The 24,363-nt window shown below is 58.8% G+C and carries 18 protein-coding genes; 13 read left to right on the top strand and 5 right to left on the bottom strand.

Translation table 11 applies throughout. From position 1 onward, the window contains the following. Positions 1-5: 5 nt before the first annotated feature. The gene (psaA, locus tag NW845_RS00660; RefSeq protein WP_414365602.1) at positions 6-2,273 is read right to left on the bottom strand and encodes a photosystem I core protein PsaA; all 2,268 of its coding nucleotides are present in this window, start codon (positions 2,271-2,273) and stop codon (positions 6-8) included. A 331-nt stretch (positions 2,274-2,604) separates the two neighbouring features. Between psaA and ureC the strand changes: the two genes are divergently transcribed. The 7 genes from ureC (at position 2,605) to NW845_RS00625 (ending at position 13,904) form a co-directional block, all read left to right on the top strand. Next, positions 2,605-4,323 carry an urease subunit alpha gene (gene ureC, locus NW845_RS00655; protein WP_414376271.1) on the top strand — a complete coding sequence of 573 codons (1,719 nt, stop codon included), beginning with the start codon at positions 2,605-2,607 and terminating at the stop codon, positions 4,321-4,323. Positions 4,324-4,735: 412 nt separating this feature from the next. Further along, positions 4,736-6,004, top strand: coding sequence for a metallophosphoesterase family protein (locus NW845_RS00650; RefSeq protein ID WP_414376268.1), 1,269 nt, complete (start codon positions 4,736-4,738; stop codon positions 6,002-6,004). A gap of 2 nt (positions 6,005-6,006) precedes the next feature. Further along, on the top strand, positions 6,007-9,603 hold the full coding sequence (locus NW845_RS00645; RefSeq protein WP_414376265.1) for an AAA family ATPase: 3,597 nt from the start codon (positions 6,007-6,009) through the stop codon (positions 9,601-9,603). Then, the gene (locus NW845_RS00640; RefSeq protein WP_414376262.1) at positions 9,593-10,786 is read left to right on the top strand and encodes a DNA double-strand break repair nuclease NurA; all 1,194 of its coding nucleotides are present in this window, start codon (positions 9,593-9,595) and stop codon (positions 10,784-10,786) included. The genes NW845_RS00645 and NW845_RS00640 overlap by 11 nt, the downstream gene beginning before the upstream one ends. Further along, positions 10,783-11,376 carry a hypothetical protein gene (locus NW845_RS00635; RefSeq protein ID WP_414334988.1) on the top strand — a complete coding sequence of 198 codons (594 nt, stop codon included), beginning with the start codon at positions 10,783-10,785 and terminating at the stop codon, positions 11,374-11,376. Before NW845_RS00640 ends, NW845_RS00635 begins: the two co-directional genes overlap by 4 nt. Beyond that, positions 11,376-13,100 carry an ATP-binding protein gene (locus tag NW845_RS00630; RefSeq protein ID WP_414376261.1) on the top strand — a complete coding sequence of 575 codons (1,725 nt, stop codon included), beginning with the start codon at positions 11,376-11,378 and terminating at the stop codon, positions 13,098-13,100. The genes NW845_RS00635 and NW845_RS00630 overlap by 1 nt, the downstream gene beginning before the upstream one ends. Positions 13,101-13,331: 231 nt before the next feature. Next, on the top strand, positions 13,332-13,904 hold the full coding sequence (locus NW845_RS00625) for a hypothetical protein (protein WP_414376258.1): 573 nt from the start codon (positions 13,332-13,334) through the stop codon (positions 13,902-13,904). A 138-nt stretch (positions 13,905-14,042) separates the two neighbouring features. Here NW845_RS00625 and NW845_RS00620 read toward each other — a convergent pair whose 3' ends face one another. Both NW845_RS00620 and hisA read right to left on the bottom strand, forming a co-directional pair. Continuing rightward, a complete protein-coding gene (locus tag NW845_RS00620) occupies positions 14,043-15,233 on the bottom strand; it encodes a M20 metallopeptidase family protein (protein ID WP_414376255.1) in 1,191 nt (396 codons plus the stop codon). Between the two features lie 121 nt (positions 15,234-15,354). After that, a complete protein-coding gene (gene hisA, locus NW845_RS00615; RefSeq protein ID WP_414335765.1) occupies positions 15,355-16,140 on the bottom strand; it encodes a 1-(5-phosphoribosyl)-5-[(5-phosphoribosylamino)methylideneamino]imidazole-4-carboxamide isomerase in 786 nt (261 codons plus the stop codon). Positions 16,141-16,228: 88 nt separating this feature from the next. Between hisA and NW845_RS00610 the strand changes: the two genes are divergently transcribed. Next, positions 16,229-17,575, top strand: a complete 1,347-nt coding sequence (locus tag NW845_RS00610) for a 16S rRNA (cytosine(967)-C(5))-methyltransferase (protein ID WP_414335764.1) — start codon at positions 16,229-16,231, stop codon at positions 17,573-17,575. 33 nt (positions 17,576-17,608) lie between these two features. Then, entirely contained in the window at positions 17,609-18,421 is an 813-nt protein-coding gene (locus tag NW845_RS00605; protein ID WP_414335762.1) for a TrmH family RNA methyltransferase, read from the top strand. Positions 18,422-18,436: 15 nt separating this feature from the next. Here NW845_RS00605 and recA read toward each other — a convergent pair whose 3' ends face one another. Beyond that, positions 18,437-19,564 carry a recombinase RecA gene (gene recA, locus NW845_RS00600; protein WP_414376251.1) on the bottom strand — a complete coding sequence of 376 codons (1,128 nt, stop codon included), beginning with the start codon at positions 19,562-19,564 and terminating at the stop codon, positions 18,437-18,439. A gap of 260 nt (positions 19,565-19,824) precedes the next feature. On the opposite strand from recA, the gene lgt reads away from it, so the two are divergent. Both lgt and tsaE read left to right on the top strand, forming a co-directional pair. Next, entirely contained in the window at positions 19,825-20,673 is an 849-nt protein-coding gene (lgt, locus tag NW845_RS00595) for a prolipoprotein diacylglyceryl transferase (RefSeq protein WP_414347756.1), read from the top strand. 3 nt (positions 20,674-20,676) lie between these two features. After that, the gene (gene tsaE / locus NW845_RS00590; RefSeq protein ID WP_414376248.1) at positions 20,677-21,297 is read left to right on the top strand and encodes a tRNA (adenosine(37)-N6)-threonylcarbamoyltransferase complex ATPase subunit type 1 TsaE; all 621 of its coding nucleotides are present in this window, start codon (positions 20,677-20,679) and stop codon (positions 21,295-21,297) included. Here tsaE and NW845_RS00585 read toward each other — a convergent pair. Next, positions 21,257-22,579, bottom strand: a complete 1,323-nt coding sequence (locus NW845_RS00585) for an RNA-guided endonuclease InsQ/TnpB family protein (RefSeq protein WP_414376246.1) — start codon at positions 22,577-22,579, stop codon at positions 21,257-21,259. The genes tsaE and NW845_RS00585 overlap by 41 nt on opposite strands. A gap of 189 nt (positions 22,580-22,768) precedes the next feature. Here NW845_RS00585 and deoC point away from each other — a divergent pair, with 189 nt between their 5' ends. Further along, entirely contained in the window at positions 22,769-23,470 is a 702-nt protein-coding gene (deoC, locus tag NW845_RS00580; protein WP_414376243.1) for a deoxyribose-phosphate aldolase, read from the top strand. After that, positions 23,467-24,360: a DNA repair protein RecO gene (gene recO, locus NW845_RS00575; RefSeq protein WP_414376241.1), complete on the top strand. Its 894-nt coding sequence runs from the start codon at positions 23,467-23,469 to the stop codon at positions 24,358-24,360. The genes deoC and recO overlap by 4 nt, the downstream gene beginning before the upstream one ends. Positions 24,361-24,363 lie beyond the last annotated feature (3 nt).

Raw genomic sequence — 24,363 nt, 5'->3', positions numbered from 1 at the left:
TTGCCTTAGCCGAGTGCGGCAAACCGTGCCAGGAAGAACGCCCACGTGGTGACGATCCCACCCAGCAGGTAGTGGGCCACACCGACCGCCCGACCCTGGATGATGCTCAGGGCGCGGGGTTGAATGGCCGGAGCGACTTTCAGTTTGTTGTGGGCCCAAACGATCGACTCAATCAGCTCCTGCCAGTAGCCACGGCCGCTGAACAGGAACATCAAGCTGAAGGCCCAGACGAAGTGGGCGCCCAAGAAGAGCAGCCCATAGGCCGACAGCGCCGAGCCGTAGGAGTTGATCACCTGCACCGATTGCGCCCACAGGAAGTCCCGCAACCAGCCGTTGATGTTGACGGCGCTGGCTGCAAAGTTGCCGCCCGTGATGTGCTCAATCGTGCCGTCCGGGTTGACGGTGCCCCAGATGTCGCTCTGCATCTTCCAACTGAAGTGGAAGATCACAATCGAGATGGCGTTGTACATCCAGAACAGCCCCAGGAAGACGTGATCCCAGCCGGAGACCTGGCAGGTGCCGCCGCGGCCTGGCCCGTCGCAGGGGAAGCGGAAGCCCAGCTTGGCCTTATCGGGGATCAGTCGGGAAGAGCGGGCAAAGAGCACCCCCTTGAGCAGGATCAACACCGTGATGTGGATGGTCATGGCGTGGATGTGGTGCACCATGAAGTCCGCCGTGCCCAGCACCATCGGCATCATGGACACCTTGCCACCCACGGCCACCACGTCGCCGCCGAAGATGGGGCTCACCGAAGCGCCCACATAGGGAGCGGTGCTGGCGATGGCGTTGGTGTGCAGGGATTGAATCCACTGGGCAAAAATGGGCTGCAGTTGGATGCCGGTGTCCGAGAACATGTCCTGCGGACGGCCCAGCGCCTGCATGGTGTCGTTGTGGACGTAGAAGCCGAAGGCGTGGAAGCCCAGGAACAGACACACCCAGTTCAGGTGGCTGATGATGGCGTCGCGGTGGCGGATTACCCGATCCAGCACGTTGTTGCGGTTCACCGCTGGGTCATAGTCCCGCACCATGTAGATGGCCCCGTGGGCAGCGCCGCCAACAATGAACAGTCCCCCTATCCACATGTGGTGGGTAAAGAGGGAGATCTGCGTGGCGTAGTCGATGCCCATGTAGGGGTAGGGGTTCATGGCGTACATGTGCTGGGCCACGATGATGCTCAGGGATCCCACCATGGCCAGGTTGATGGCCAGTTGGGCATGCCAGGAGGTGGTCAGCACTTCGTAGAGACCCTTGTGGCCTTCGCCGGTGAAGGGACCCTTGTGGGCTTCCAGGATCTCTTTAATGGAGTGGCCGATGCCCCAGTTGGTGCGGTACATGTGGCCCGCCACGATAAACAGCACGGCAATGGCCAGGTGGTGGTGGGCCTGATCCGTCAGCCAGAGGGCGCCGGTTTGGGGATCCAAGCCCCCCTTGAAGGTGAGGAACTCCGCGTACTTGCCCCAGTCCAACGTAAAGAAAGGCACCACCCCGCTGAAGAAGCCCCAATCCACACTGGGGAACATCTCCTTCATCAGGGCCGGCTTGAGGATGAACTCGTGGGGCAGAGGGATCTGAGCCGCCGGCACGCCCGCATCCAACATCTTGTTGATGGGGATGGCCACATGAATTTGGTGACCGGCCCAGGCCAGAGAGCCCAGCCCCAGCAGGCCCGCCAGGTGGTGGTTGAGCATCGACTCCACGTTCTGGAACCACTCCAGCTTGGGAGCCCGCTTGTGGTAGTGGAACCAGCCGGCAAACAGGCAGAGGCCAGCCATCACCAAGCCACCAATAGCGGTGCAGAGGAGTTGAAACTCATTGGTGATGCCGGCAGCCCGCCAGAGGTGAAAGAGGCCCGACGTGATGCGGATCCCTTCAAAGCCGCCGCCCACATCGCCGTTGAGGATCTCCTGGCCAAAAATGGGCCAGACCACTTGGGCGCTGGGCTTGATATTGATCGGATCCGCCAGCCAAGCGGAGTAGTTGGAGAACTGAGCGCCGTGGTAGTACATGCCGCTCAGCCAGACAAAGACCACCGCCAGGTGGCCGAAGTGCGCAGAAAAGATCTTGCGAGAGACGTCTTCTAGGTCGCTGGTGTGACTATCGAAGTCATGAGCAAGAGCGTGGAGGTTCCAGATCCAGGTCGTGGTCTTGGGGCCACGCGCCAGGCTGCGATCGAAGTGTCCCGGCTTGGCCCATTTCTCAAATGAGGTGGGAACCGGATCGATATCAACCGTCACCTTAACCTTTGGCTCTCGCTCCTTGGGTGTAGTTGTCATCAAGAACTCCTCTCTTGCGACAAGGAACGAAGCATTCCCGCCCATCGTCAGGAAACCCCCCAGGGCGGGACTTACCAGGCATTATAGGTCAGGGTTTGTAAACCCCCCGTCGCTTCACAATAATTAAACGAGGGATCCCTTGTCTGATCGGGGTCGGCGTCGATTGGCAATCGTTTTTCCAATTGTAGATGTAAATATATGTAACGAATTTTCACCAACCCAATCTGCTCTGGTGAAATGAACGCTGGGAACTGGGCAACGGGCAGCAAGGGATCCTCTGGGCGGGGATATGTGGTAGAAAGCTGACAGCTTCCTGCGCAGATGTCCTTCTATGACTCTGGAAATTCCCCGTCGCCAGTACGTCAGCAACTACGGCCCCACAGTAGGGGATCGAGTGCGTCTAGCGGATACCGAGCTGATCATCGAGGTGGAGCAGGATTTCACCACCTACGGCGAGGAGATTAAGTTCGGCGGCGGCAAGACCATCCGCGACGGCATGGGGCAATCGCCGACGGCAACCCGCGCCAACGGGGCTCTGGATCTGGTGATCACCAACGCCCTGATCTTGGACTGGTGGGGCATCGTCAAAGCCGATGTGGGCATTCGCGACGGCTACATTGTCGGCATCGGCAAGGCCGGCAACCCCAACATCCAGACGGGGGTGACACCAGGCATGGTGGTTGGCCCCAGCACCGAGGTGATTGCCGGCGAAAACTTGATCCTGACGGCAGGCGGGATCGACGCCCATGTGCATTTCATTTGTCCTCAACTGTGCGAGTTTGCCATCGCTTCGGGAGTGACTACCCTTTTGGGTGGCGGAACCGGGCCGGCCACAGGCAGCAAGGCCACCACCTGCACACCGGGGGCCTGGAACTTGGGGAAGATGTTGCAGGCGGCGGAAGGGTTTCCGGTCAACTTGGGCTTTTTTGGCAAGGGGAACGCGGCGTTTCCTGAAGCTCTGCGGGAGCAGGTGGAAGCGGGGGCCTGCGGGCTGAAGATCCACGAAGACTGGGGATCGACGCCGGCGGTGATCGATAGCTGTCTGCAGGTTTCGGATGAATACGACATCCAGACCCTGATCCACACCGATACCTTAAATGAGTCGGCCTTTGTGGAAGATACCATCGCCGCCATCAATGGCCGCACCATTCACACCTTTCATACTGAAGGGGCCGGAGGTGGGCACGCCCCCGACATCATCCGCATTGCTTCCGAGCCCAACGTGCTGCCCAGCTCCACCAATCCCACCCGTCCCTTTACCCGCAACACCATCGAAGAGCACCTGGACATGCTGATGGTGTGCCATCACCTGAGCAAAGAGGTGCCAGAGGACATTGCTTTTGCCGAAAGCCGCATTCGCCCCCAAACCATTGCCGCCGAAGACATCTTGCACGACATGGGGGCCCTCAGCATCATCTCTTCCGACTCCCAGGCCATGGGCCGGGTGGGAGAAGTGATCATTCGCACCTGGCAAACCGCCCACAAAATGAAAGTGCAACGGGGGCCTCTGCCGCAGGATAGCAGCCGCAACGACAACTTTCGGGCCAAGCGTTACGTAGCTAAGTACACCATCTGCCCTGCCATTGCCCAGGGCCTCAGCCACATCATCGGCTCGGTAGAGGTGGGCAAGCTGGCGGATCTGTGCCTGTGGAAGCCGGCTTTCTTTGGGGTTAAGCCGGAGATCGTCCTGAAGGGGGGCTTGATTGCCTATGCCCAAATGGGGGATCCCAACGCCTCGATTCCAACCCCGCAGCCGGTGTACCCTCGGCCTATGTTCGGCAGCTTTGGCCGCGCCCTGAGCGAGACCAGCCTGCTCTTTGTCTCCCAGGCTGCCCTAGACCTGGGGATCCCAGAAAAACTGGGGATCCAACGCCGGGCCGTAGCGGTCAAGAATTGCCGCGAGATTGGCAAGGCGGATTTGAAACTCAACAGCAGCACCCCTCACATCGAGGTCAACCCGGAGACGTATGAAGTACGGGCCGATGGAGAATTGCTCACCTGTGAGCCGGCAGAAGTCCTGCCGATGGCGCAACGATACTTTTTGTTCTAGGCTAGCGGCAGCAAGTAGCGTCTCGCGGCTTCTGGGCTTTCAGGAGAGGGGCCGGAGCCTCTGGAGCCGTTGGCTAATGTCACCGGATCCGTAGCTAGCAGCGGCGGGGCGGCACCTACCTCTAGTGGTGGCAATGCGGGCAAAGCTGCAAATGACCGGGCAGGGATCCCTATATCGGGTTGAGCACTAGGGTTTGTCTGGTAAACGAATCCCGGCACTTCCCGACACTTATCTTCGTTGAGTCAACACACCATGGCTTACGCCACGCTGCGCGAACCGATAGCGTATTGTGGCACGAACGGCTTTCATCCCGACACTGATTGGCTCTTGGGTAAACACAGTTCACCCCTACAGTGCGGGGCTTCCCGCCGATTAAGCTAAACTGTGGGCAACTTGCTGGCAGGTTCGGGCGATGGCCACTTCTACCTGCACCTTTTTGCATCTAGCCGATGTGCATCTGGGCTACGACCGCTACAACAGCCCGGAGCGGAGCAAAGATTTCTTTTTGGCCTTTCGGGATGTGGTGCGCCGCCATGCCATCCAGAACCCGGTGGATTTTGTCCTCATCGCCGGGGATCTGTTTGAGCATCGGCAAATTCAGCCTGGCGTCCTCAACCAAGCCCAGATTGTCTTGCGGGAGCTAAAGCAGGCCGGGATCCCCGTCTTGGCCATTGAGGGCAACCACGACAATCGCCCCTACGGTGTCAAGACCAGTTGGCTGCGATACTTGGCCGATCACGGCGAACTGATCCTGCTGGAGCCGGAAGCAGGAGAGGAGGGTTTGGAGCTGCGCCCCTGGGCAGGGGGGCGGGGGGGCTATCTAGACCTGCCCTGTGGGGTACGGGTGATCGGATCCCAGTGGTACGGGTCGGCGGCCCCTAAGTCAATCGAGCAGTTGGCGGCGGCCATTCGCCGGCTGCCCCCCGGGCCCGAGCGGGTGGTGTTGATGTTTCACCACGGGCTGGAGGGGCAAATTGCCCGTTACCAAGGGGCCTTGCGCTACCGGGATCTGCTGCCTTTGCGGGAGGCGGGGGTGGGCTACCTGGCTTTGGGGCACATCCACAAAAGCTATACGGAAGAGGGCTGGATCTTCAATCCCGGATCCCTGGAGGCCAACAGTAGCGCCGAGTGGGACTTTCCGCGGGGAGCCTACCGCGTTTGCTGGGGAGATGGCCCGCCTCAGGCTGAGCTGGTGCAGGACTACTATCGGCGGCCTCACCGACGGATCTCTCTCGAAGCCAAGGGCCGGGAAACCCCCGAAGAGATTGCTGCAGCCGCAATTGCCTTGGCCAAGGGATCCGACCTTCCCGAAAGTGGGCTAGAGCCAATGGTGGAGTTTCGGCTGGTGGGGCAGGTGGGCTTTGCCAAGCACGAGCTGGATAGCCGCGCCCTGCAGCAGCAGATTCAGCAGCTTACCGGTGCCCTGCTGGTTCTCTTCCGCTTCGAAGCCACTACTTTGGAGATCGGGTCGGCTGCTCTTTCCCTCGAAGAAGAAGGGCGCAGGCTGCAAATTGAAGAGAAAATCTACAGGGATCTGCTGAGCAGCCATGCCCACTACCGCAAGCGCAGCGAAGAGCTGGCACAGTTACTCTTGGATCTCAAAGAGAAAATCCTGGACGGGCAAGGCGAAGCGGAAGTGTATGCTCACCTAAGCGGCGCCTTTCTGGGGGAAGAAGACTGACCATGCGGATCCTCTCTCTGGCTCTACAGAACTTCAAGTCTCATGAGGACGCCTTCTTCGAGTTTGAGCCCGGTATCAACGCCATTTGTGGAGAAAATGGAGCAGGCAAGACCAGCATTCTAGAGGCCATCGCCTGGGTTTTGTTTGACTACTGCCCCTACAACCAAGAAGAACTCATCCGCACAGGCGCCAACGATGCGGTGGCTACTGTCCAGTTTATTTCCCAGTGGGATCAGCGCACCTATGACGTTCGTCGCAGTGTCAGCCAGGGATATCGCCTCTTCGATCCGCAATTGAAGCAGCGCCTAGATTACGAGCGCAAGGCAGATGTGCTGGCGTGGCTGAGGCAACATTTGGGCGTGCCCGCTGGTACTGATTTGGCACGGCTCTTTGCCACAACCATTGGGGTACCCCAGGGCACTTTCACCGCAGATTTTCTCAAAACCAGTCGGGAGCGGAAAGAAGTTTTCGACCGCATCTTGAAGGTAGAAGAGTACCAGCAAGTTGCAAAGGATCTGCTGGCAGTTGAAAAATACAGTGAGGCGCAAGTTTTGGCCGTCAAGCATCAAATTGAGCTGCTCCATCAACAGATGCAAGACTGGGATCCACTCCAAGTAGAGCAGCAGAGAATTGAGCAAGAACTGAGGCATTGGCAGGAGCGCTTAAGCCACTATACCCATACCTTGGCCGAAGTGAAGTTGGAGCTGGAGCGGCTGGAGAAGCTGCTTGCGCAAATCCAAACGCTCGACCAGCAAATTGCTCAACTGGAGCAAGAGGGATCCCTGCTGGCAGTAGCCCTTGAGCAAGCCGAAAAGCTGTGGGCAGAGGCCCAGCAAGCGCAGGTACAACAACAGCGCCATCAAGAGGGATCCCAGCGCTTTCTGGCCATAGAAGATCGGTTGCGGGAGCTGGAAAAGCAACGGCAGCAGCGCCTGGAGTGGCTGAAGCAGCGGGAGGGCCTGCTCTCGCAAAAGCAGAACCTCGAAAACCAACTGGCGAGGCTGCAGGAAAAACTAAGCCAACAACAGCGCTGGAAGCAGGAGCTAGAGGAGCTGGCTCCCCAGATTCAAGCCCAAGAGGAGCTGGAGCGCCGACAAAGCCACTGGGCTCAGCAGCTCGACACCTTGCTCCAACTGCACCGCGACTGGGAGCAGCTTCAGGGAGAATGGTCAGCCCACGCCGGGCGCTGTCAACTGCTGCAAAGCCGCGTCCAAGAGGCTGAACAGGCGCAGGCCATTTGTCAACAGCACCAATCAGCCTACAGGCGTTATCTGGAGTTGGAGGCTTGGGTGGCAGAGCAAGAGGCGTTGCGACGAACACGGCAGACCTTGACGGCTCAGCGGGAAACTTTACGGCAGCAGCTCCACCAACTCCAATTGCGAGAATCCGAATATCGACAACAGCTCCACCTCTTCCACAGAATGGAGGAGGAAAAGCTACACCTGCAAACTCTCTGCGAAAAGCAAATTGCCCTGGAACAACGGTACTCTCAAATTGGCCAGAAGTTGGCCTCTTTTCAGGCCCTGCGCCTAGAACTAAGACAGAGAGAAACAGAACAGGAACAGGGCCGGGCCCAGTTGGAACAGTTGCGGCTGCAGCTTCGACAGCGACAGGCCGATCGAGAGCACGTAGCCAAGATTCCCCTCCTTGAGGCTCAACAAGAGCGACTGCAAACTCAGCTCAGCCGCCTGGCTGCGGCGCGGCAATTTCAGCAGGAACTCCAAGCCCTTGTCGAGCAGGGCTCTCACCAACTGGCCCAGCACAACCACAGCATTCAAAGTCTTGTGGAGGAGCTGGCCGCTTGCCAACAGAGTTATCCGCAACTCCAACCTCTATGGCAGCGGATCCCGCAAGTTCTGGCCCAGTCTTCAGCCCTCAGCCAACAGCTACTGCAATCCATCCAACAGATTCTCCAGGATCTTTCCCCGCAAACTTGCGAGCCTCAGTTACGCCAGCAACTGGCCGATATCCAGAAGCAACTCAAGACTTTGCAGCCCCTGCTTGGCTTAACGGCGCAGATTCCCGAGTTAGAAGCTCAAATTCAACAGTTGCTGCAATGGCAAAACGAACGCCAGAGCAAAATTGAGGATCTTCAGTGGAGCCTCGAGGCGGAGCCAGACTTTCTTCGGCAACAACAGGAAATTGGCCAAGCGCTGCAGGCACTAGGGGATCCCAAAGGACAAATCCAGCGCCTGGAAAAGGAGCTCAACCATAAGCCGAGAGTTGAGCAAGAGTACCAGCAAGTTGTAGCCAGCATCCAGCAACTTGAACAACAGATACAAACCCTGGAGCAGCAGCTTCAGCCACTTGCCGATCTAGACGAGAGAATTGCCGCTTTACGGGAGGAGCAGAGCTGCCATCGCAACAGCTATGAAACCGTTATCCGTATGCAACCACTTGTCCAAAGTTTGCCACAACGAAAAGATGAACTGCAAGCAGCTCAGTTAGCCCTAGAACAGATCCAGCAAGCCAAGCAGGAAAAACAAGCCCAAATTGATCGCTGGGAGAAAACAGAGGGATCCCAAGATTACCTGCAAGCCCAAATTGCAAAAGCTGCTGAAACCTTGAAGTCCCTGGGGGATCCCAGAAGCCGGGCCGAGCGGCTGAAAGCAGAGCTCAAGCTGGAAAGACAGTACCTGCAAACGCAGGCAGGGTACCTACAGCAAATCCAGGATTTGGAGGCAGCACTCCGTCCCCTTGAGGAAGCGCTGCTGCAAACTGAGCACTTGGATCGAGAGCTGGGATCCCTGCAAGAACAGCGCGAACACTACCGAGCGGATCACGAGCAATATCTACGTCTGGAGCCTATTGCCAAACTGCTCCCCCAACGAGAACAAAAGCTCAGTGAACTGAAGGCGCAACAGCAAGCATTGCAAACCCAACTGTCCCGATTACGGGCAGAGCGGGATCCTTTGGCTTCCCTCTATCAGCCTCAGGAGCACCAACGTCTGCACTCCCTTTTGCAGGCCACCGAAATTCAAAAGGCCGAGGCCCAAGCTCGCCTGGAAAGCCTTGCCCCTCAACTGCAGAAAATCCAGGAAAGGTTACAGCAACTGGAGCGGGTGAGAGAAACCTTAAAACAAGTTGAGACGCAACGCATCGAGAAAGAGCGGCTGCATCGCTTCATTAAGTTTAGCCGAGATACCTACAAAAAGGCCGGCCCCCAAATTACCCAATACTATCTACAGCAGATCAACAACATTGCCGATCACCTCTTCCGGGAGATCCTCAACCGCCCCAATGTTGCCCTCACCTGGGAGGCCGACTACGAGATCCGCGTTCAAGAGGGAGGCGGCCCCAAACGACGTTTTGCCAGCCTCTCTGGAGGAGAGCAGATGTCGGCAGCTCTGGCAGTTCGCCTGGCTTTGCTCAAGGTGTTAGGACAGTTGGATATTGCCTTCTTCGACGAGCCCACCACCAACATGGACGCCCAGCGGCGACAGCGGTTGGCAGAGGCCATCACCAATTTGCGATCTTTTGAGCAGCTATTTGTAATCAGCCATGACGATACCTTTGAGCAAGTAACGGAGAACATCATTCGGGTGGAGAGGCACTCCGGCTCTGACCAGATGAGGAGGGATCCCATCTATGGTATTTAGAGCTGACCGGGTTCTGGCGGTATTGCAGCAAAAGCGAGAGGCTTTCGTGACTTTTGATCAAGGGCTATCGGAGCGCAGAGAAGGGTATCGGCAGGCCATGAAAAGCTTGTGCCGGTGGTCGAGCGCAGAGATTGCTGAAAAAACAGCGCTTTTGGACTTTCCCGGTGCCCTGCCCACTCAAGAATGGGATCTTCATTCCAGTTGGGCAATTCCTTTTAAGCAGCAATGGGCCAGCTACGAAGAAAGCTGTGAGTGGGCAAGGTCGGTTATCAAAAATATTCCCACCTTTGCAGTAGACGGATCCCAGATCTATCCCAGCAAGGATCTGTCGATCCCGGTGGCCTTGGTGCAGATCGGCTGGTATGAGAATCATCACTCTGCCCAAGGCCTGTATGAGAAAGATATTCAAGTCGATGTACTGACTCCAAAGGATTTGGGATCCGATAGCAACGGTGAGCCCAAAGAGCGCGTTGTCAACATGCGTCGCTTTCAAATGGAAACAGAAAAGCTGGTGGAATATATCCGGAGAGCTCAGCCTGGATCCCGAAAGTTGGCCTTTTTAGATGGGGCGTTGGTGGCTACCTTCGCGGAAGCTCTTGAGCCGGAAAGCCGAGATTTCTACGTACAATGTTTACTCCAGGTGCTGCGGGCCAGCGAGCAAAACCGGATCCCCATCGTTGCCTACATCGACACCACCTATACCTCGGATCTGGTGACATTGCTGCGGCATTGCTTCGATCTTCCTGAAGCTCCTCAGCTCCACGATGCCCAATTGCTCAGCCCCTGGCTAGAGTGGGGGGAGCGCACGCCTTTTTTTATCTGCGCTCGTGGCGGCAGCCTCAACCCTCAAGATGGGATCCTCAACTCCTACCAAGAAATGCGGGAGCGGGTGGGATTTATTTATTTGCGCACCAACAACAACTTTCCGGCCCGGCTGGAGATACCGGTTTGGGTTTATGAGGCAGGACTTTTGGACTGGGTGGTGGATCTGGTGCGCTGCGAGGTGATCATTGGAAGAGGCTATCCCTATGTGTTGGAGACAGCCGATCAAATAGCCGTCATTCGCAACGAAGATCGCAACCTTTTCCTGCGCCTGATGCAAGATTGGGCAAGCCGCGAGAAGCTCAGCCTCAGGTTATCTCAGAAAACGGTGAGTAAACTGCAGCGGAGGCGGGTTCGATGAGATTGGGCAAGGTGGTTCGCTCCAACAATCACTGCGACTACGTAGTGCAGGTGGATGACATCTTAGAAGTCAAGAATCCTCCCTCTCCCGACGACTATGGCTTTGGCAGCTTTGTTAAGCTGGAGAGCGATCAACGGCACTGGGCTGTGGGTCTGGTCTATAACACCCAAATTGTCAACCCACTCTTTCTCAACTCCGGCCCACGCCTTTCCAGCCAGCCGGATCCCTATTTTTCCCCTGATTTACAAAACGAGGTGCGCACACTGCTTTCGGTGGTTCTCATCGGAGCTTTGGACGAAGAGCGGGGCTGTGGCCGGCAAGGGATCCCGCGCGTGGTGGTGCCCGTAAACACACCCGTTTTTCGCATGAGCCAAGAAGAAATCCTACGTTTTCACCAAGATCCTCAAGGTCAAACCCAGTTTTCGTATTATGGATTGCTCTTGAGCAGCGGTGGCAACTTTGCTGACCACCTTATTTATCAAGTCTTGAACGATATCATACCCATGTTTTCCGATCCAGCCCAACAGCGGGCCCTGCAAATTCTAAGCAAAGAATTGGCCTGGAAAATGACCGTAGGAGCGATGCGCTGATGACCAAAAAAACTGTAGGGATGCCTCAGCCCTCTGAGAATGGGCGCTATCCAAAAGCTGTTTTCTCCTCTGATGAAGAGGCCCCAGAGGTAATCGGCACCGTCAAGGGCCCCGGTGAAACCCCCAACCAATATGTGTTTATCACTTCCAATACCCAAGCCGTAAGGGTAGGCGATTTTGTCTACTATGAAGTGCGGGATCTCCAGTCCCAAACCCTGCAAATCCTAGGCAAAATCAGCCAAGTCCAGCTTTTGGATCACATTCCCGATCGCATCTTTGCCGACACCGAGATCGATCCCAGCACCATTGTGGCTTTGGTGGGCTTTACCCATCCCAACCCAGAAATCTACGCAGTTACCGTCGAGGTCATCGGCTATTTTCACCGCGCCATGGGCTTTATTAACCCCCGTCGCCCTCCGGATCCCGGTGCCAAAGTCTTTTTGGCCTCCAATCGTCTGCTGAAATCGATTTTGAACAAACGGGATGAAACAGCCATTGGGGGCGCTCACTTGGGCAGTTTGCTGTTGCGCGATGAGGGAGCGGTGCCCGTGGTGCTGGATGTCAAGGAAATGGTTAGCACCCATCTGGCTATTTTGGCAGGGACGGGATCCGGAAAATCCTATACGGCAGGGGTCTTGATTGAAGAGTTGATGTTGCCCAAAAACCGGGCTGCTGTTCTTATTTTTGATCCTCATGGGGAATACCATACGCTGGCAGAGATGCAGTCCCACCCCAAGTTTTTGGGCGAAGACGGCTACCGCCCTAAGGTTAAGGTTCTCTCCCCACAAGAAATTAAGATCCGCGTGTCTTCTCTCAACTTTTTCGATATCCTTACCCTCCTGCCAGAGACCACCGACCGGCAGAAATCTTTCCTAGAGAAGGCTTTCCGCAAGGTTACCCAGTTTAATCCGGTACGTTGGACAATTCAGGATCTGATCGACGCCGTCAACGAAGCGGATTCCAAGGAAGATGGATCTCAAGGATCCTCAGCACCTGCCCTGGAGTGGAAGCTGGAGCAGATCGATCGCTCTCCCTATTTCAGCAATGTAGAACACCTGGCTCCAAAGGATTTGTTTGAGCCAGGGCAGGTAACCATCTTACAAATGCACGAGATTAGCCAGGAAGAGCAGCAGGTGATTGCCGCTGCTATTCTGCGCCAGGCCAATTACGCCCGCATTAACACCCATAAAGGCAAGATCCAGCCGGGGGATGAAAATTACCTGCCCTATCCTGTTTTTATCTTGTTGGAAGAGGCCCATCGCTTTGCCCCTGCCCACGAGCCTTCCCGCTGCAAGCAGGTGTTGCGCACCATCCTTAGCGAAGGACGCAAGTTTGGACTGGGAGTAGGTCTCATTACGCAACGCCCCGGCAAGTTGGACTCGGATATTCTGTCGCAATGCATGAGCCAATTTTTGATGCGAATCGTCAACCCTTCCGATCAAGAAAACCTGCGCCACAGCGTTGAGGCTGCCGGACGGGATCTGCTCCAAGAATTGCCGGCTTTGAGCAAGGGTCAGGTAATCGTCTCCGGTGTGTGTGTCAATACCCCTGTTCTGTGTAAAGTGCGGCAGCGCTACACCCAGCATGGTGGCGAAACCCTAGATATCCTCGGCTTGTGGCAAAATCACTTTCAGGCGCATCGCCAACGGGATCGCCTGGCCCAATCTGCTCCCCTTAAGCCACGTCCTCAGCCTCAAGTGGTTGAGGGATTGAGTATTGACTAGAGATCCTCAAAAGCTGAGGTCAACCAGCAGCCGAGCATCCTGTCTATAAATGTTGAGTCAAAAAATCCATGCAGTTTAGAACGGTTCATGACCGTCCCTTGTAGGTTGCGACACTTCCCAAGTGCTCCGGGATCCCAAGCTTTTCTGCTCAGGAGAGATGAGCATTGCAGCTCAAAAAGTAGTTTCACGACCATTTGGAACGCTAGTTTGCTGCCAGCGGAGAAGAAAGTTGTGGTGAGGAAACAAGCTCTTTGGCGAAGTTGGGTGGGCATTGCCGCTGTGGCTCTACTGGGATCCGGCCCTGCCTATGCCCAGTTGCGGCTGATCCCTGAGGCGGCGCGGCAGGTCTACGCGGCCTTGCCAGATTTGCCGCTGGAAAATGGCTATACCCCCGTGAACCCCAACGACGGCGGCCCCGCGCCCGAGGAAGATACCTTGGTGCGGCGGATGATGGTCTACCACCTGCAGGTGGTCGGTCGCTCTCCTACCGACCGCTTTGACTGGCAACTGACGCTAGCGGACTATTTGGACGCCAATGAGCCGATAGTTGCCCAGCGCTACCCGGGTGCCGAGCGCCTGACGGTTAACCCCTATGCCCAAGACAAGGCAGCCGTGCAAGCCCTGACCCGGCAACAGCGACAGGCCCTGCTGCGGGCCATTCTGCTGGCCTTCGGCGGGGATCCCGATCCCAAGCCCCTGTACATTCCCACCGCCTTGAACCCTGTCCCTGCCCCGCCCACCCCAGAACCGCTGCAACGCTTGCCGATCCCCGGCGCTGGATCCGCCGACCTACTCCGGCCCTAGAGGCGACCCCTCTCCCTGAGGCCCTCACCCCCAGCCCCTCTCCCTGAGGGAGAGGGGAGCTAGGACTTGACGTAGCGAGCGGCTTCGTCAGTTATTAACTAATTCCAGTGGCCATAGCTTTTCTGGGAAGTGCTCCCCTCAGCCCAAAGTCTTTCCGGTGTAGTTTTCAATGCAGCGCAAGAACAGCTCCACGCCAATGCCGAGAGCAGCTTCATCAAAGTCAAAGCGGGGATGGTGATGGGGATAATCTAGTCCTTTGGCAGGGTTGGCGGATCCCAGGAAAAAGTAGCAGCCGGGCACCTCGTTGAGGAAAAACGAGACATCTTCCCCGCCCAGGGTCATCTCAGGAACGATCGCGGCTTCTGAACCAAACACCTGGCGGGCGGCTTGTTCTACCAGGGCTGCTATGGCAGGGTCATTGTGAACCGCCGGATAGCCCCGCTCGTACTGGAACTCGTAGGTGGCCCCGTAGGCTTGGCAAATGCCGGCCACGATTTCTTCAATACGCCTTGCCAGCAAATCCCGCACTTCCGGCTGAAAGCTGCGCACGGTGCCCCAAATCTCTGCCCTGGGAGCGATGACGTTGAAAGTATCGCCGGCCCGGAAGCGGCCCACCGTCACCACCGCCGGCTGCAGTGGATCCACGTTGCGGGAGACGATGGTCTGCAAAGCGCTCACAATGTGGGATCCGACCACAATGGCATCCACCGTCTGCTGGGGAAGAGCGGCATGGCCGCCCCGTCCAATGACCTCGATTTGAAAGCGATCGGCAAAGGCCATTAAGGGGCCACTTTTGACGCCAATGGTGCCCAGAGGACGGTTGTTCCACAGGTGTAAGCCGAGGATGGCTTCTACATCTGGGTTCTTCAGCACCCCCGCTTCCACCATTGGCTTGGCTCCGCCGGGACCTTCTTCAGCGGGCTGGAAAATGACTTTGACGGTGCCTCTGAGGCTTTGGCGCTGCTGCTGCAGCAGCTTGGCGGTGCCCAGGGCAATGGCCGTGTGGCCATCATGGCCGCAGGCGTGCATAACGTTGGGGATGGCGGAACGGTATTCGACTTCGTTGGCCTCGTGAATGGGTAGGGCATCCATGTCGGCCCGCAGCGCCAAAACCGGCCCTGGCTCTTCTCCCGCGATGGTGGCCACAATGCCGGTGTGGGCGATGCCGGTCTGGTGCGGGATCCCCCAACTTCTCAGGCGGTGGCTGATGTAGGCGGCAGTTTGCTTCTCTTGGAAACCCAGCTCTGGGTACTTATGCAAGTGGCGGCGCCAGGCCACCAACTCCGGCTGTAAGGCTTGAACGGCGGGGCGAAGGGCGGGAACTTCCATAAACGCCTAGACAAGAGTCAGTCTGGGGAAGAGCTTCCTTCCCAGTTGGTTTCCCAGAAGCTGTTTAGTTACATGTCGGTTTCATAGAGTATGGCAAAAATTTTGCCAGGGCTGTTTCTTCCTAGGCCCACCGGGATCCCGTTTCTGGCGGCAGATCTTGCCAGCGGCCCGGCCCCACGGCGCGCAACGCCTCCGGCAGGGAGATGGCTCCTGAGTAAAGGGCCTTGCCCAGAATGGCTCCGGCCAAACCCGGCAAGCTCAGCAGGGCAAGTAAGTCCGTCAGCGAGCCGATGCCCCCAGAGGCAATCACCGGCAGGCGGGAAACAGCCAGAACCTGCCGCAACTGCTCCAGGTTGGGGCCGGCCAGGGTGCCATCCCGGCCAATGTCGGTGTAGATGATCCCGGCAGCCCCTTGAGCTTGTACCCGTTGCACCAGTTCGGTGGCCGGCAGGGGGGTGGTGTTCAGCCAGCCGCGGGTAGCCACCTGCCCTTGGCGGGCGTCAATCCCCACCCAGATGCGTCCTGGCAAGGCCTGAGTCATCGCCTCTAGAGTGTTGGGATCCTCCACAGCGACAGTGCCGACGATCACCCGATCTACCCCCAAGTCCAGCAACTGCCGCGCCTGTTCGAGAGATCGGATCCCGCCCCCCACCTGCACCGGGATGGCCAGTTTGCGGACGATGTCTGCAATGATGGGCAAGTTAACCGGATCCCCGCTTTTGGCCCCGTCCAGGTCTACCACGTGCAGGCGAGGCGCCCCTTGGGCAGCCCAGATTTCTGCCTGCTGGATGGGGTCGGCGGCCACCTGTTCCGCCTGGGCGTAATCGCCTTGGTAAAGACGCACGGCGCGGCCCTGCAAAAGGTCGATGGCGGGGATCACCTCGAGAAAGACACTGGCGTGAGGCATGATGGGATCCCTGGAGAAGAGCTTTTCCAGTATCGCCCAGCGGGGATCCTGGACAAGGGCAGCGGATAGGAAAACCTTTGGGGCGACCATGAACGCGCGTCAACTGGCCCTCTTGGCTCTGCAGAAGATCGAGCGGCAAAACGCCTACGCCGACCTGGTGCTGGAGCACCTGTTGGCCCATAGCCGCCTGATCCCCGCCGACCGGCACCTGGTCAGCGAGCTAGTGTACGGCATTACCCGCCGTCGCCGCACCCTTGATGCCCTGATCGACTGCTTTGCCCGCCGCTCTGCCTACCAGCAACCGCCCGACTTGCGGCTGATTCTGCACCTTGGCCTTTACCAACTGGCTTTTCTGGATCACATCCCCCCCAGCGCCGCCATCCACACCAGCGTGGAATTGGCCCGCCAGGTGGGCCTGGGATCCCTGACAGGGGTGGTGAACGGCATCTTGCGTGCCTACCAGCGGCAAGCGTTGGATGGGGCGGAAAAGGATCCCCTCAAGCCCTTACAGGACACGCTGCCCACGGATCCGATTCAGGCCTTGGGGATCCGGCACAGCTTTCCCGACTGGCTGGTGCGCCTCTGGTGGGAGCGCCTGGGGCCAGCCGAGACCGAGCAGTTGTGCGCCTGGTTCAACCGAGCGCCCCACCTGGATCTGCGGGTTAACCCGCTGCGGGCAGATGTGAACAAAGTCATTCAAGCCTTGGCAGAAGTGGGGATCCCCGCCTCACCCATCCCTGAGGTGCCGGGCGCCCTGCGGCTAGGGCGGCCTGCCGGCGATATCAGGGCCCTGCCGGGCTTTGCCCAGGGCTGGTGGAGTGTTCAGGATGCCAGCGCCCAGCAGGTGGTGCATTGGCTGGATCCCCAGCCAGGGGAACGGGTGATCGACTGCTGTGCCGCCCCCGGCGGCAAGACCACCCACATGGCCGAGCAGATGCAGGATCGCGGCGAGATCTGGGCCCTGGATCGCCATCCCCACCGCCTGCGGCGCCTAGAGGAAAATGTGCAGCGCTTAGGCTTGCGCTCGATCCGTCCCCTGGCCATCGACCTGTTATCCCTGAGCGCCGCTGCCGAACCCCCTGCCCCCCTGCCCCCCTGGCAGAGCGCCGACCGGGTGTTGCTGGACGCTCCCTGCTCCGGCCTGGGAACCCTGCACCGCCATGCCGATGCCCGCTGGCGCCAAACCCCCGATCAGGTGCAGGAGCTGGCCCATCTGCAGGGTCGGCTGTTGCAGGTGGCAGCCCGTTGGCTCAAGCCGGGCGGACTGTTGGTGTACGCCACCTGCACCCTGCATCCTGCCGAAAACGAGGCGGTCATCCAGTCTTTTCTGAACCGGCATCCCCACTGGGCCGCCGAAGGGGATCCCCTGCTCATCTGGCCCCATCGCCAGGATCGGGATGGATTTTTTATCCAACGGCTGCGCCGCTGCGATTAAGCCTTCCCCGTTCCATCTCTCCTCTTCCTCCGCATGGCTTCTGAGCTCCTCACCAGCCCAAAAAACCCTTGGATCCGGCAGTTGCGGCAGTTGCACCGCAGCAAAGGCCGGCGGGAACAGGGCGCCTTCTTAATAGAGGGATCCCACCTCCTCGAAGAGGCGCTGGGGGTCGGCTGGCCTCTGCGAGCTGTCTGCTACACCTTCGATTGGGCCGAGCGTCATCCCCAGTTGTTGGCCAGCCTGCCCCAGCATCTGCGGCGGCAGGCCGTCAGCCTAGAAGTGATGGCGGCCCTCTCTACCACCGAGTCTCCGGAAGGGGTTGTAGCTGTGGCCGTTAGCCGGCAAATCGCCTCCCCTCCCCCAGAGGCGTTGCGCCTGGGCTTGGTGGTCGAAGCCCTGCAAGATCCAGGTAATTTGGGATCCCTGATCCGCGTCGTGGCGGCCACCGGAGCCGATGGCCTCTGGCTAAGCGCAGACAGCGTCGATCCGGAAAACCCCAAAGTCCTGCGGGCCTCCGCCGGCCAGTGGTTTCGCCGCCCGCCGCAAGTCTTGCCCGACCTGCCCACCTGGATCCAGGCCTGTCGTCGCCAAGGGATCCAAGTTTTGGCCGCCACCCTCTCCCCTCTGGCCACCTGCCATTGGGATCACGACCTCACCCGGCCAACCCTTTTTCTCTTGGGCAACGAAGGGGCTGGCCTAAAGGCATCCACCATCCAGCAGGCCGATGCCCAGGTGCGGATCCCGATGGCCGAGGGCGTCGAATCCCTCAACGTGGCCATGACAGGGGGATTGCTGCTCTACGAAGCTTTGCGCCAGCGGCGAGCCCAGTTGAGAGACACAGCTTGAAGAGCCGCCCTCGTTTCACAACTCCTCATCTGCAAAGATGGGGGCCTCAATCTCTTCCTGCTCTCCCTCCTCCATCCCCCCCGGTCGGCTGGCAGAAACCGTTACCCCTGCAGAAAGTTTTTCCCGCACAGCCGCTTCCACCTCCGCCAGGATCTCCGGCTTTTCTTTCAGGTAAACGACCAGATTGTCTCTCCCTTGGGCCACATTCTCCTCTTTGTAGCTGTACCAGGAACCGCGTCGTTTGAGAATGCCCATCTCCTCAGCCAAATCGACAATGCAGCCGATGTTGGAGATGCCCTGGCCGAAGATGATGTCAAATTCTGCCCGCCGGAAGGGGGGAGCAACTTTGTTTTTCACCACCTTGACCCGCGCTCGGATCCCGTATTCTTCAGCACCTTTTTTTAGAGTTTGCACGCGGCGAATATCCAGCCGCACCGACGCATAGAACTTGAGGGCATTGCCGCCGGTGGTGGTTTCCTGGGGGCCGTAGCCCATGCCGCCGATTTTGGAGCGCAACTGGTTAAGGAACAGAACAATTGATCCGGTTTTGCTGACGTTGCCGGCAATCTTGCGCAGTGCTTGGCTCATCAGGCGGGCCTGTAGTCCCATGTGGGCATCTCCCATATCCCCCTCGATCTCGGCGCGGGGAACCAGCGCTGCCACCGAGTCCACCACCACAATGTCCACAGCAGCAGATCGCACCAGTTGATCGACGATCTCCAAAGCTGCCTCCCCCGTGTCTGGCTGGGAGATGAGCAGATTCTGGATATCCACCCCCAAAGCTGCTGCATAAGTGGGATCCAGCGCGTGCTCGGCATCCACAAAGGCGGCTGTTCCCCCTCGTTTTTGCACCTCGGCAATGGCGTGCAGAGCAACCGAGGTTTTCCCAGAAGATTCCGGCCCGAAGACTTCGATGATTCGCCCCTTGGGGTAGCCACCGCCCATGGCCAAGTCGAGGGTGATAGCGCCGCTGGGTATGGTCTCCACCCGCATCTGGGCCGCATCTCCCAAGCGCATGATCGCCCCTTTGCCGAAATTGCGCTCGATCTGGCCCAACACTTGATCCAGAGCTTTGCGTTTCTCCGACTTCAACTTGTCCAAGTCGTCTCCATTGTTCACGGCAGCAGCTTTGCTTCGGGTCATGGCCAGCACCCTCCCCCAGGAGTTGCGGTGGAAAATCGAGCCTGCATTCTAGCATTGTCGCCTTGTTGCCCTCAGCGGATCCCTTTATCTCCCTCCAAATTGGAGTCAGCTCGTACCTTGCCTCAGTTCCCAGCTCCCCTCTCCCTTAGGGAGAGGGGCTGGGGGTGAGGGTTGCTCCCTCAGGGAGAGGGGCTGGGGGTGAGGGTCGCAGAATAGGTAGAGTGAGCTAGAAAGACCAGCTCAGGAATACCGCCGTGCTCATGACCCTGGTGTTGCAATCCCCCGGTCCAATTGTGTTCACCTGGGGCCCCTTTAGCCTGCGTTGGTATGGCCTGCTGATCGGCTTAGCCATGGTGCTGGGCTTGCTCCTGGCCCGCCACCTGGCGGCACGGCGCGGTCTTCCCCCCAATTCCATGTCTGATCTGCTGCTGTGGCTGGTGGTGGGATCCCTGCCCCTTGCCCGTTTTTACTACGTGGCTTTTGAGTGGGAGCGATATCGAGATGGCCCTTGGTGGAAAGTCCTGGCCCTCTGGCAGGGGGGGATGGCCATCCATGGCGCTTTGCTGGGGGGCAGTGCGGCACTTTACCTATTTGCCCGCCGGCAGCGGCTGAACTTCTGGCTGCTGGCCGATTGCATCGTTCCTTCCCTCAGCCTTGGCCAGAGCATCGGTCGCTGGGGCAACTTCTTCAACAACGAGGCCTATGGAGAGGTTTTGCCTCCGGATAGTTCTCTGTGGATCCAGCTACAGCTCCCCGACGGATCCCGTGTGCATCCCACTTTTCTGTACGAGTCCCTCTGGAACTTGGGCCTCTTCGGGATCCTGCTCTTTTTGAGCTATCGGCGTCAGCCTCCGCCTGGTAGCCTCCTGGGTCTCTACCTGCTGGGGTATAGCCTTGGACGCTTCTGGATCGAGGGGCTGCGCACCGACAGCCTCATGCTGGGGTCCTTGCGAGTGGCCCAGGGAGTGAGCCTGTTGCTCATCGGAGCTGGCTTGGCCGTGATGCTGACCGCCCAAAGACGTGCTTCTGCTCACCTAAGCCCAGTGAGGCCCTCACCTGATCTCTCGACAGGGATCCCCACCCCTGAGCACCCCTCGAAGGAGCCGTAAGCCATGGCGAGCGCACGAGATGAAGAGCTTTGGCAACAAGCTTCTCCTCTGGTGTTGCCCTTTGCCGCTGCCACCCAATCGCTGGCGGCCCTGGTAGCCCAGGCTGCCGTTCGCCTCCTTGACTCTTCAGGCCAGCAACACAACCCCCAGGGCAGGAGCAGGATAAACCCCCCTCCCGGCCTAGTGATCCTTCTAGAAGGGAACCTGGGCAGCGGCAAAACCACCTTTGTACAGGGCCTAGGCCAGGGCTTGGGGATCCCTGAACCCATCGACAGCCCCACCTTCGTGCTGCTCCAGGAATACCACACCGGACAGATCCCTCTTTTTCATTGCGATCTCTACCGTCTGGGATCCCCCTCTGGCGGAGCCGAGTCCTCAGCTCTCGACGATCTGGGGCTGGAAGAACTTTGGAGCCAAGCTGGGATCACCGCCATCGAATGGCCTCAGTACCTGCCCTACTTGCCAGCAACCTACCTCTGGCTGCGCCTAGAACCCGATCCTCAGGCAGAGGGATCCCGCCTGCTGTACGCCAAGGGCAGGGGATCCCAGCTTGCCCACCTTTGGCAGCAAGTTCTCTCTCGATTCACCCAGCAAGACCGTAAACTACCCGGCTCCGACCGCTAAGCGGTACGGAGCGGGCTTTCTGTAGCCCTGCAGTTGGCAAGCCAACCACGGGCCCCCCTCGTTCCCCCCGTATACGGGGGGATGTAAGGGGGGCCGGGGGCCAGTTTACAGCGACCCCCAAAAGGGCAATGACGTTGGCACTGTTAAAATCTGCATCCCCTTCCCAACCACAAGCTGGGTTCACACAACGAAAATGCTTCCCTTCCCGCTGCCCAAGCCACAAACACCGGTGGCAGGTCTGCGAGCTGTAGGCAGGCGGCACCACCACAACCTGGATCCCTGCTCTGGCGGCCTTGTAGTGCACAAACTGCCGCAACGGGTAGAACGCCCCTCGCGCTAGCGGGCCGTAGGCCTCACTGTTCGACCGCCGCCGCTCCGTCTTGCTGCGTGGCTGTTGGTTGACTCGTTCACGGATCCCAGTCAAGTCCTCCAAGGCAAGGATGCTACAGGTAGCTTTGGCCCTAGCAACAATGGCTAAGGACTCCGTCCCGCTGACGCGAGTAGAGATGCAGTGGTTCACCCAGGCTTGAAAGCGTCTCTCCCGACCAGACAGCCGTTGCAGCAGTTGCCGACATCTCCGTCGAGAACTGCGTGTGCCCTGACTGGCTTTGCGTTGGAGAACCGCTCTCAACCGGGAGTAGTGGTCTCTGACCTGGTTCAACTGCTGTCCATTCCAGTTGTCCCCCTCAGAGGTATGAGCAATATCCGCAATATCCCTCCTACCCAAATCCACGCCAATCGCCTTGGCGGTGTTCTGCGGTTCCAGTACCTCAGACTCCACGCAAATTTGAATGGAGTAGGAATCGTCTTGGCGTTTGACCAACGTGGCTGCTTTGGGATGAGAACCCGCCAGCATCCCGCGCTGGTAGGAGCCAACATCCAGCTCAAAGCGTTCGCGTCCCTCAACGGTGGTCAGCGATACTGTCCAGTCCCTCTCACGGAAGGAGAAAATGCGAGCGTCGTACGTGACAAAGCCGCCCTTAAACGCTTTAACTGAACGGTTTTTCTGTTGGGCACTCTTACGTGCAGCGGCTAGCCTCCTGCCTACCTGCTGTGCCACTTGCGCTAGCGGGACGGAGTCCTTATTGCTGGAGAACCCAAATCGGGTACGAATTTCGTGGTAGCAGAGCGATTGAAGCTTGACTGCGTTGACCACCTTCTCTGGTGTGTTTTGGTTGACCCAGTTTAGTGCTTGTGCAAAGGCATCCAGAGTCGCATCCAGCTTGGCGGCTTGCGACGCAGATACCTTGAGCTTGCAGGAGACAGTTAAAACTTGGGTCATGTTGCAACTATACGTCCTCTGCATTCCTCCTGGCCCTGACCGGCCCCCTCCTCCCGTATACGGGGGTACAGGGCGGGGCTCCTGCGGTTTCTAGCTGAAATCTCAGGGGCAGAGGGGATTGGCTGCTGCGGCTGCTCTCCGGGATCTTTGGGGCTAGAGTAGAGATAGTGCTGTGGAATCGGGCAACTGATGCTCTCTCTGGAGCCCAAGGGCCTGGCAGACGGCCCGATTAACTTGGCGGAGTACATCGACCACACTCTGCTGCTGCCGATGGTGACCCCAGAGGAGATCGACCAGGGGTGTGAAATTGCTCTGCGCTATGGCTTCCCCACTTTTTGCGTGCCTCCCTGCTACGTGCCACGGGCGGTGGAGCGGTTACACGGAGCTCGGGTACGGGTGAGCACCGTGGTGGGGTTTCCCCTGGGCACCAACACGGCGGAGGTCAAGCTCTACGAGGCCCAGTTGGCGGCGGAGCAGGGGTGCCAGGAGCTGGATGTCCGCATCAATTTGGCCTGGCTCAAGGCGCGGGAGCTGGATCGCCTCCACGCCGAGATTGCTCAAATTGTGGAGGAGACGGGGGTGTGCGTCAAGGCCATTTTGGAGACAGCCCAGCTCACTGACGAGGAGAAAAGGCTGGCCGCTGAGATCTGCATGGACGCGGGAGTCGCTTTCTTGATGACCTCTACCGGCTGGATGGGAGGGGCGACACTGGCCGATGTGCAACTGCTGTGGCAGCTTAGCCGCGGCAGGGTGGGAGTCAAAGCTTCGGGCGGCATCCGCACAGTGGCGCAGGCGGAGGCGATGATCGCCGCGGGGGCAAGCCGCATCGGCACCTCCTGGGGGCTGGAGCTGATGCGAGAGCTGCAGGCTAGAGGAGCTGACGGCCCATGAGTGGGGTCACCTACCGGGTGACGGGCATTAACCTCAAAGCGATACCGCTGGGGGAGGCGGATCGGATCGTTACCATTTTGACCCGCGAGCAGGGCTTGATTCGGGCGGTGGCCAAGGGATCCCGTAAGCAGCCTTCCAAATGGGGAGGACGGATGGAGCCTTTTGTTGTCAACGATCTGCTGGTGGCGCGGGGGCGTTGGTCGGCCCAAACGGATCCCTCGCGGCGTCTCCAGCGCATCGCCCAGGCAGAAACCCTGCAGAGTTTTCCCCGTCTGGGCCGCAGCCTGGCCCACCTCACAGCAGCCCAGTACCTGGCGGAGGTGGCTTTGCTGCTGGCCCTGCCCAACCAGCCCCAGGAAGAGCTGTTTGTGCTGCTGGTGGAGCATCTGGAACGCATCGAGCAGGCCCCTGCAACAGAGGCCGTTTTGCCGCTCCTTGTCCATGGGCTCTACCACCTTTTAGTGGTGGGGGGGGTTGCCCCCTCGGTACAAGCCTGCTACTCCTGTGGGAAAGAGTTAGTGGGCGAGGTTTTCTTCTGTCCCCAGGTGGGCGGCCTGGTCTGCGATCCTTGTCGGCTGGCGCAGCGACTCAGCCCAGTTGCCTGGGTCTCTCATTCCGTCCTGCAGGCTTTAGGATCCCTGCCCAACCCGACCTTGTCCCGGCTGGCCGAGCGTGCGCTGCCTCTGGCAACTTGGCTGGCGGCAGAACGTCTGTTGCGGCGGGTTTTGGAGCTGCATGCCGACCGCGAAATCCGTTCCGCCGGTCTGCTCGTCAGTTGCTACCCTGTCCCTGTTGCCGAAACCCTCCTCCCTGCTTCAAATGGCCAGGGATCCCCAGTTGCGGCAGCAGCTTTTTCTGAGGAGGATTCCGAAAGCTTGGCAGCAACCTGAAGA

It is taken from the genome of Synechococcus sp. H60.2 (assembly GCF_047462315.1).
Lineage (GTDB): Bacteria > Cyanobacteriota > Cyanobacteriia > Thermostichales > Thermostichaceae > Thermostichus.
Note: the sequence above shows the minus strand (reverse complement) of the source record. Positions and strands in the feature narration are given on the sequence as shown.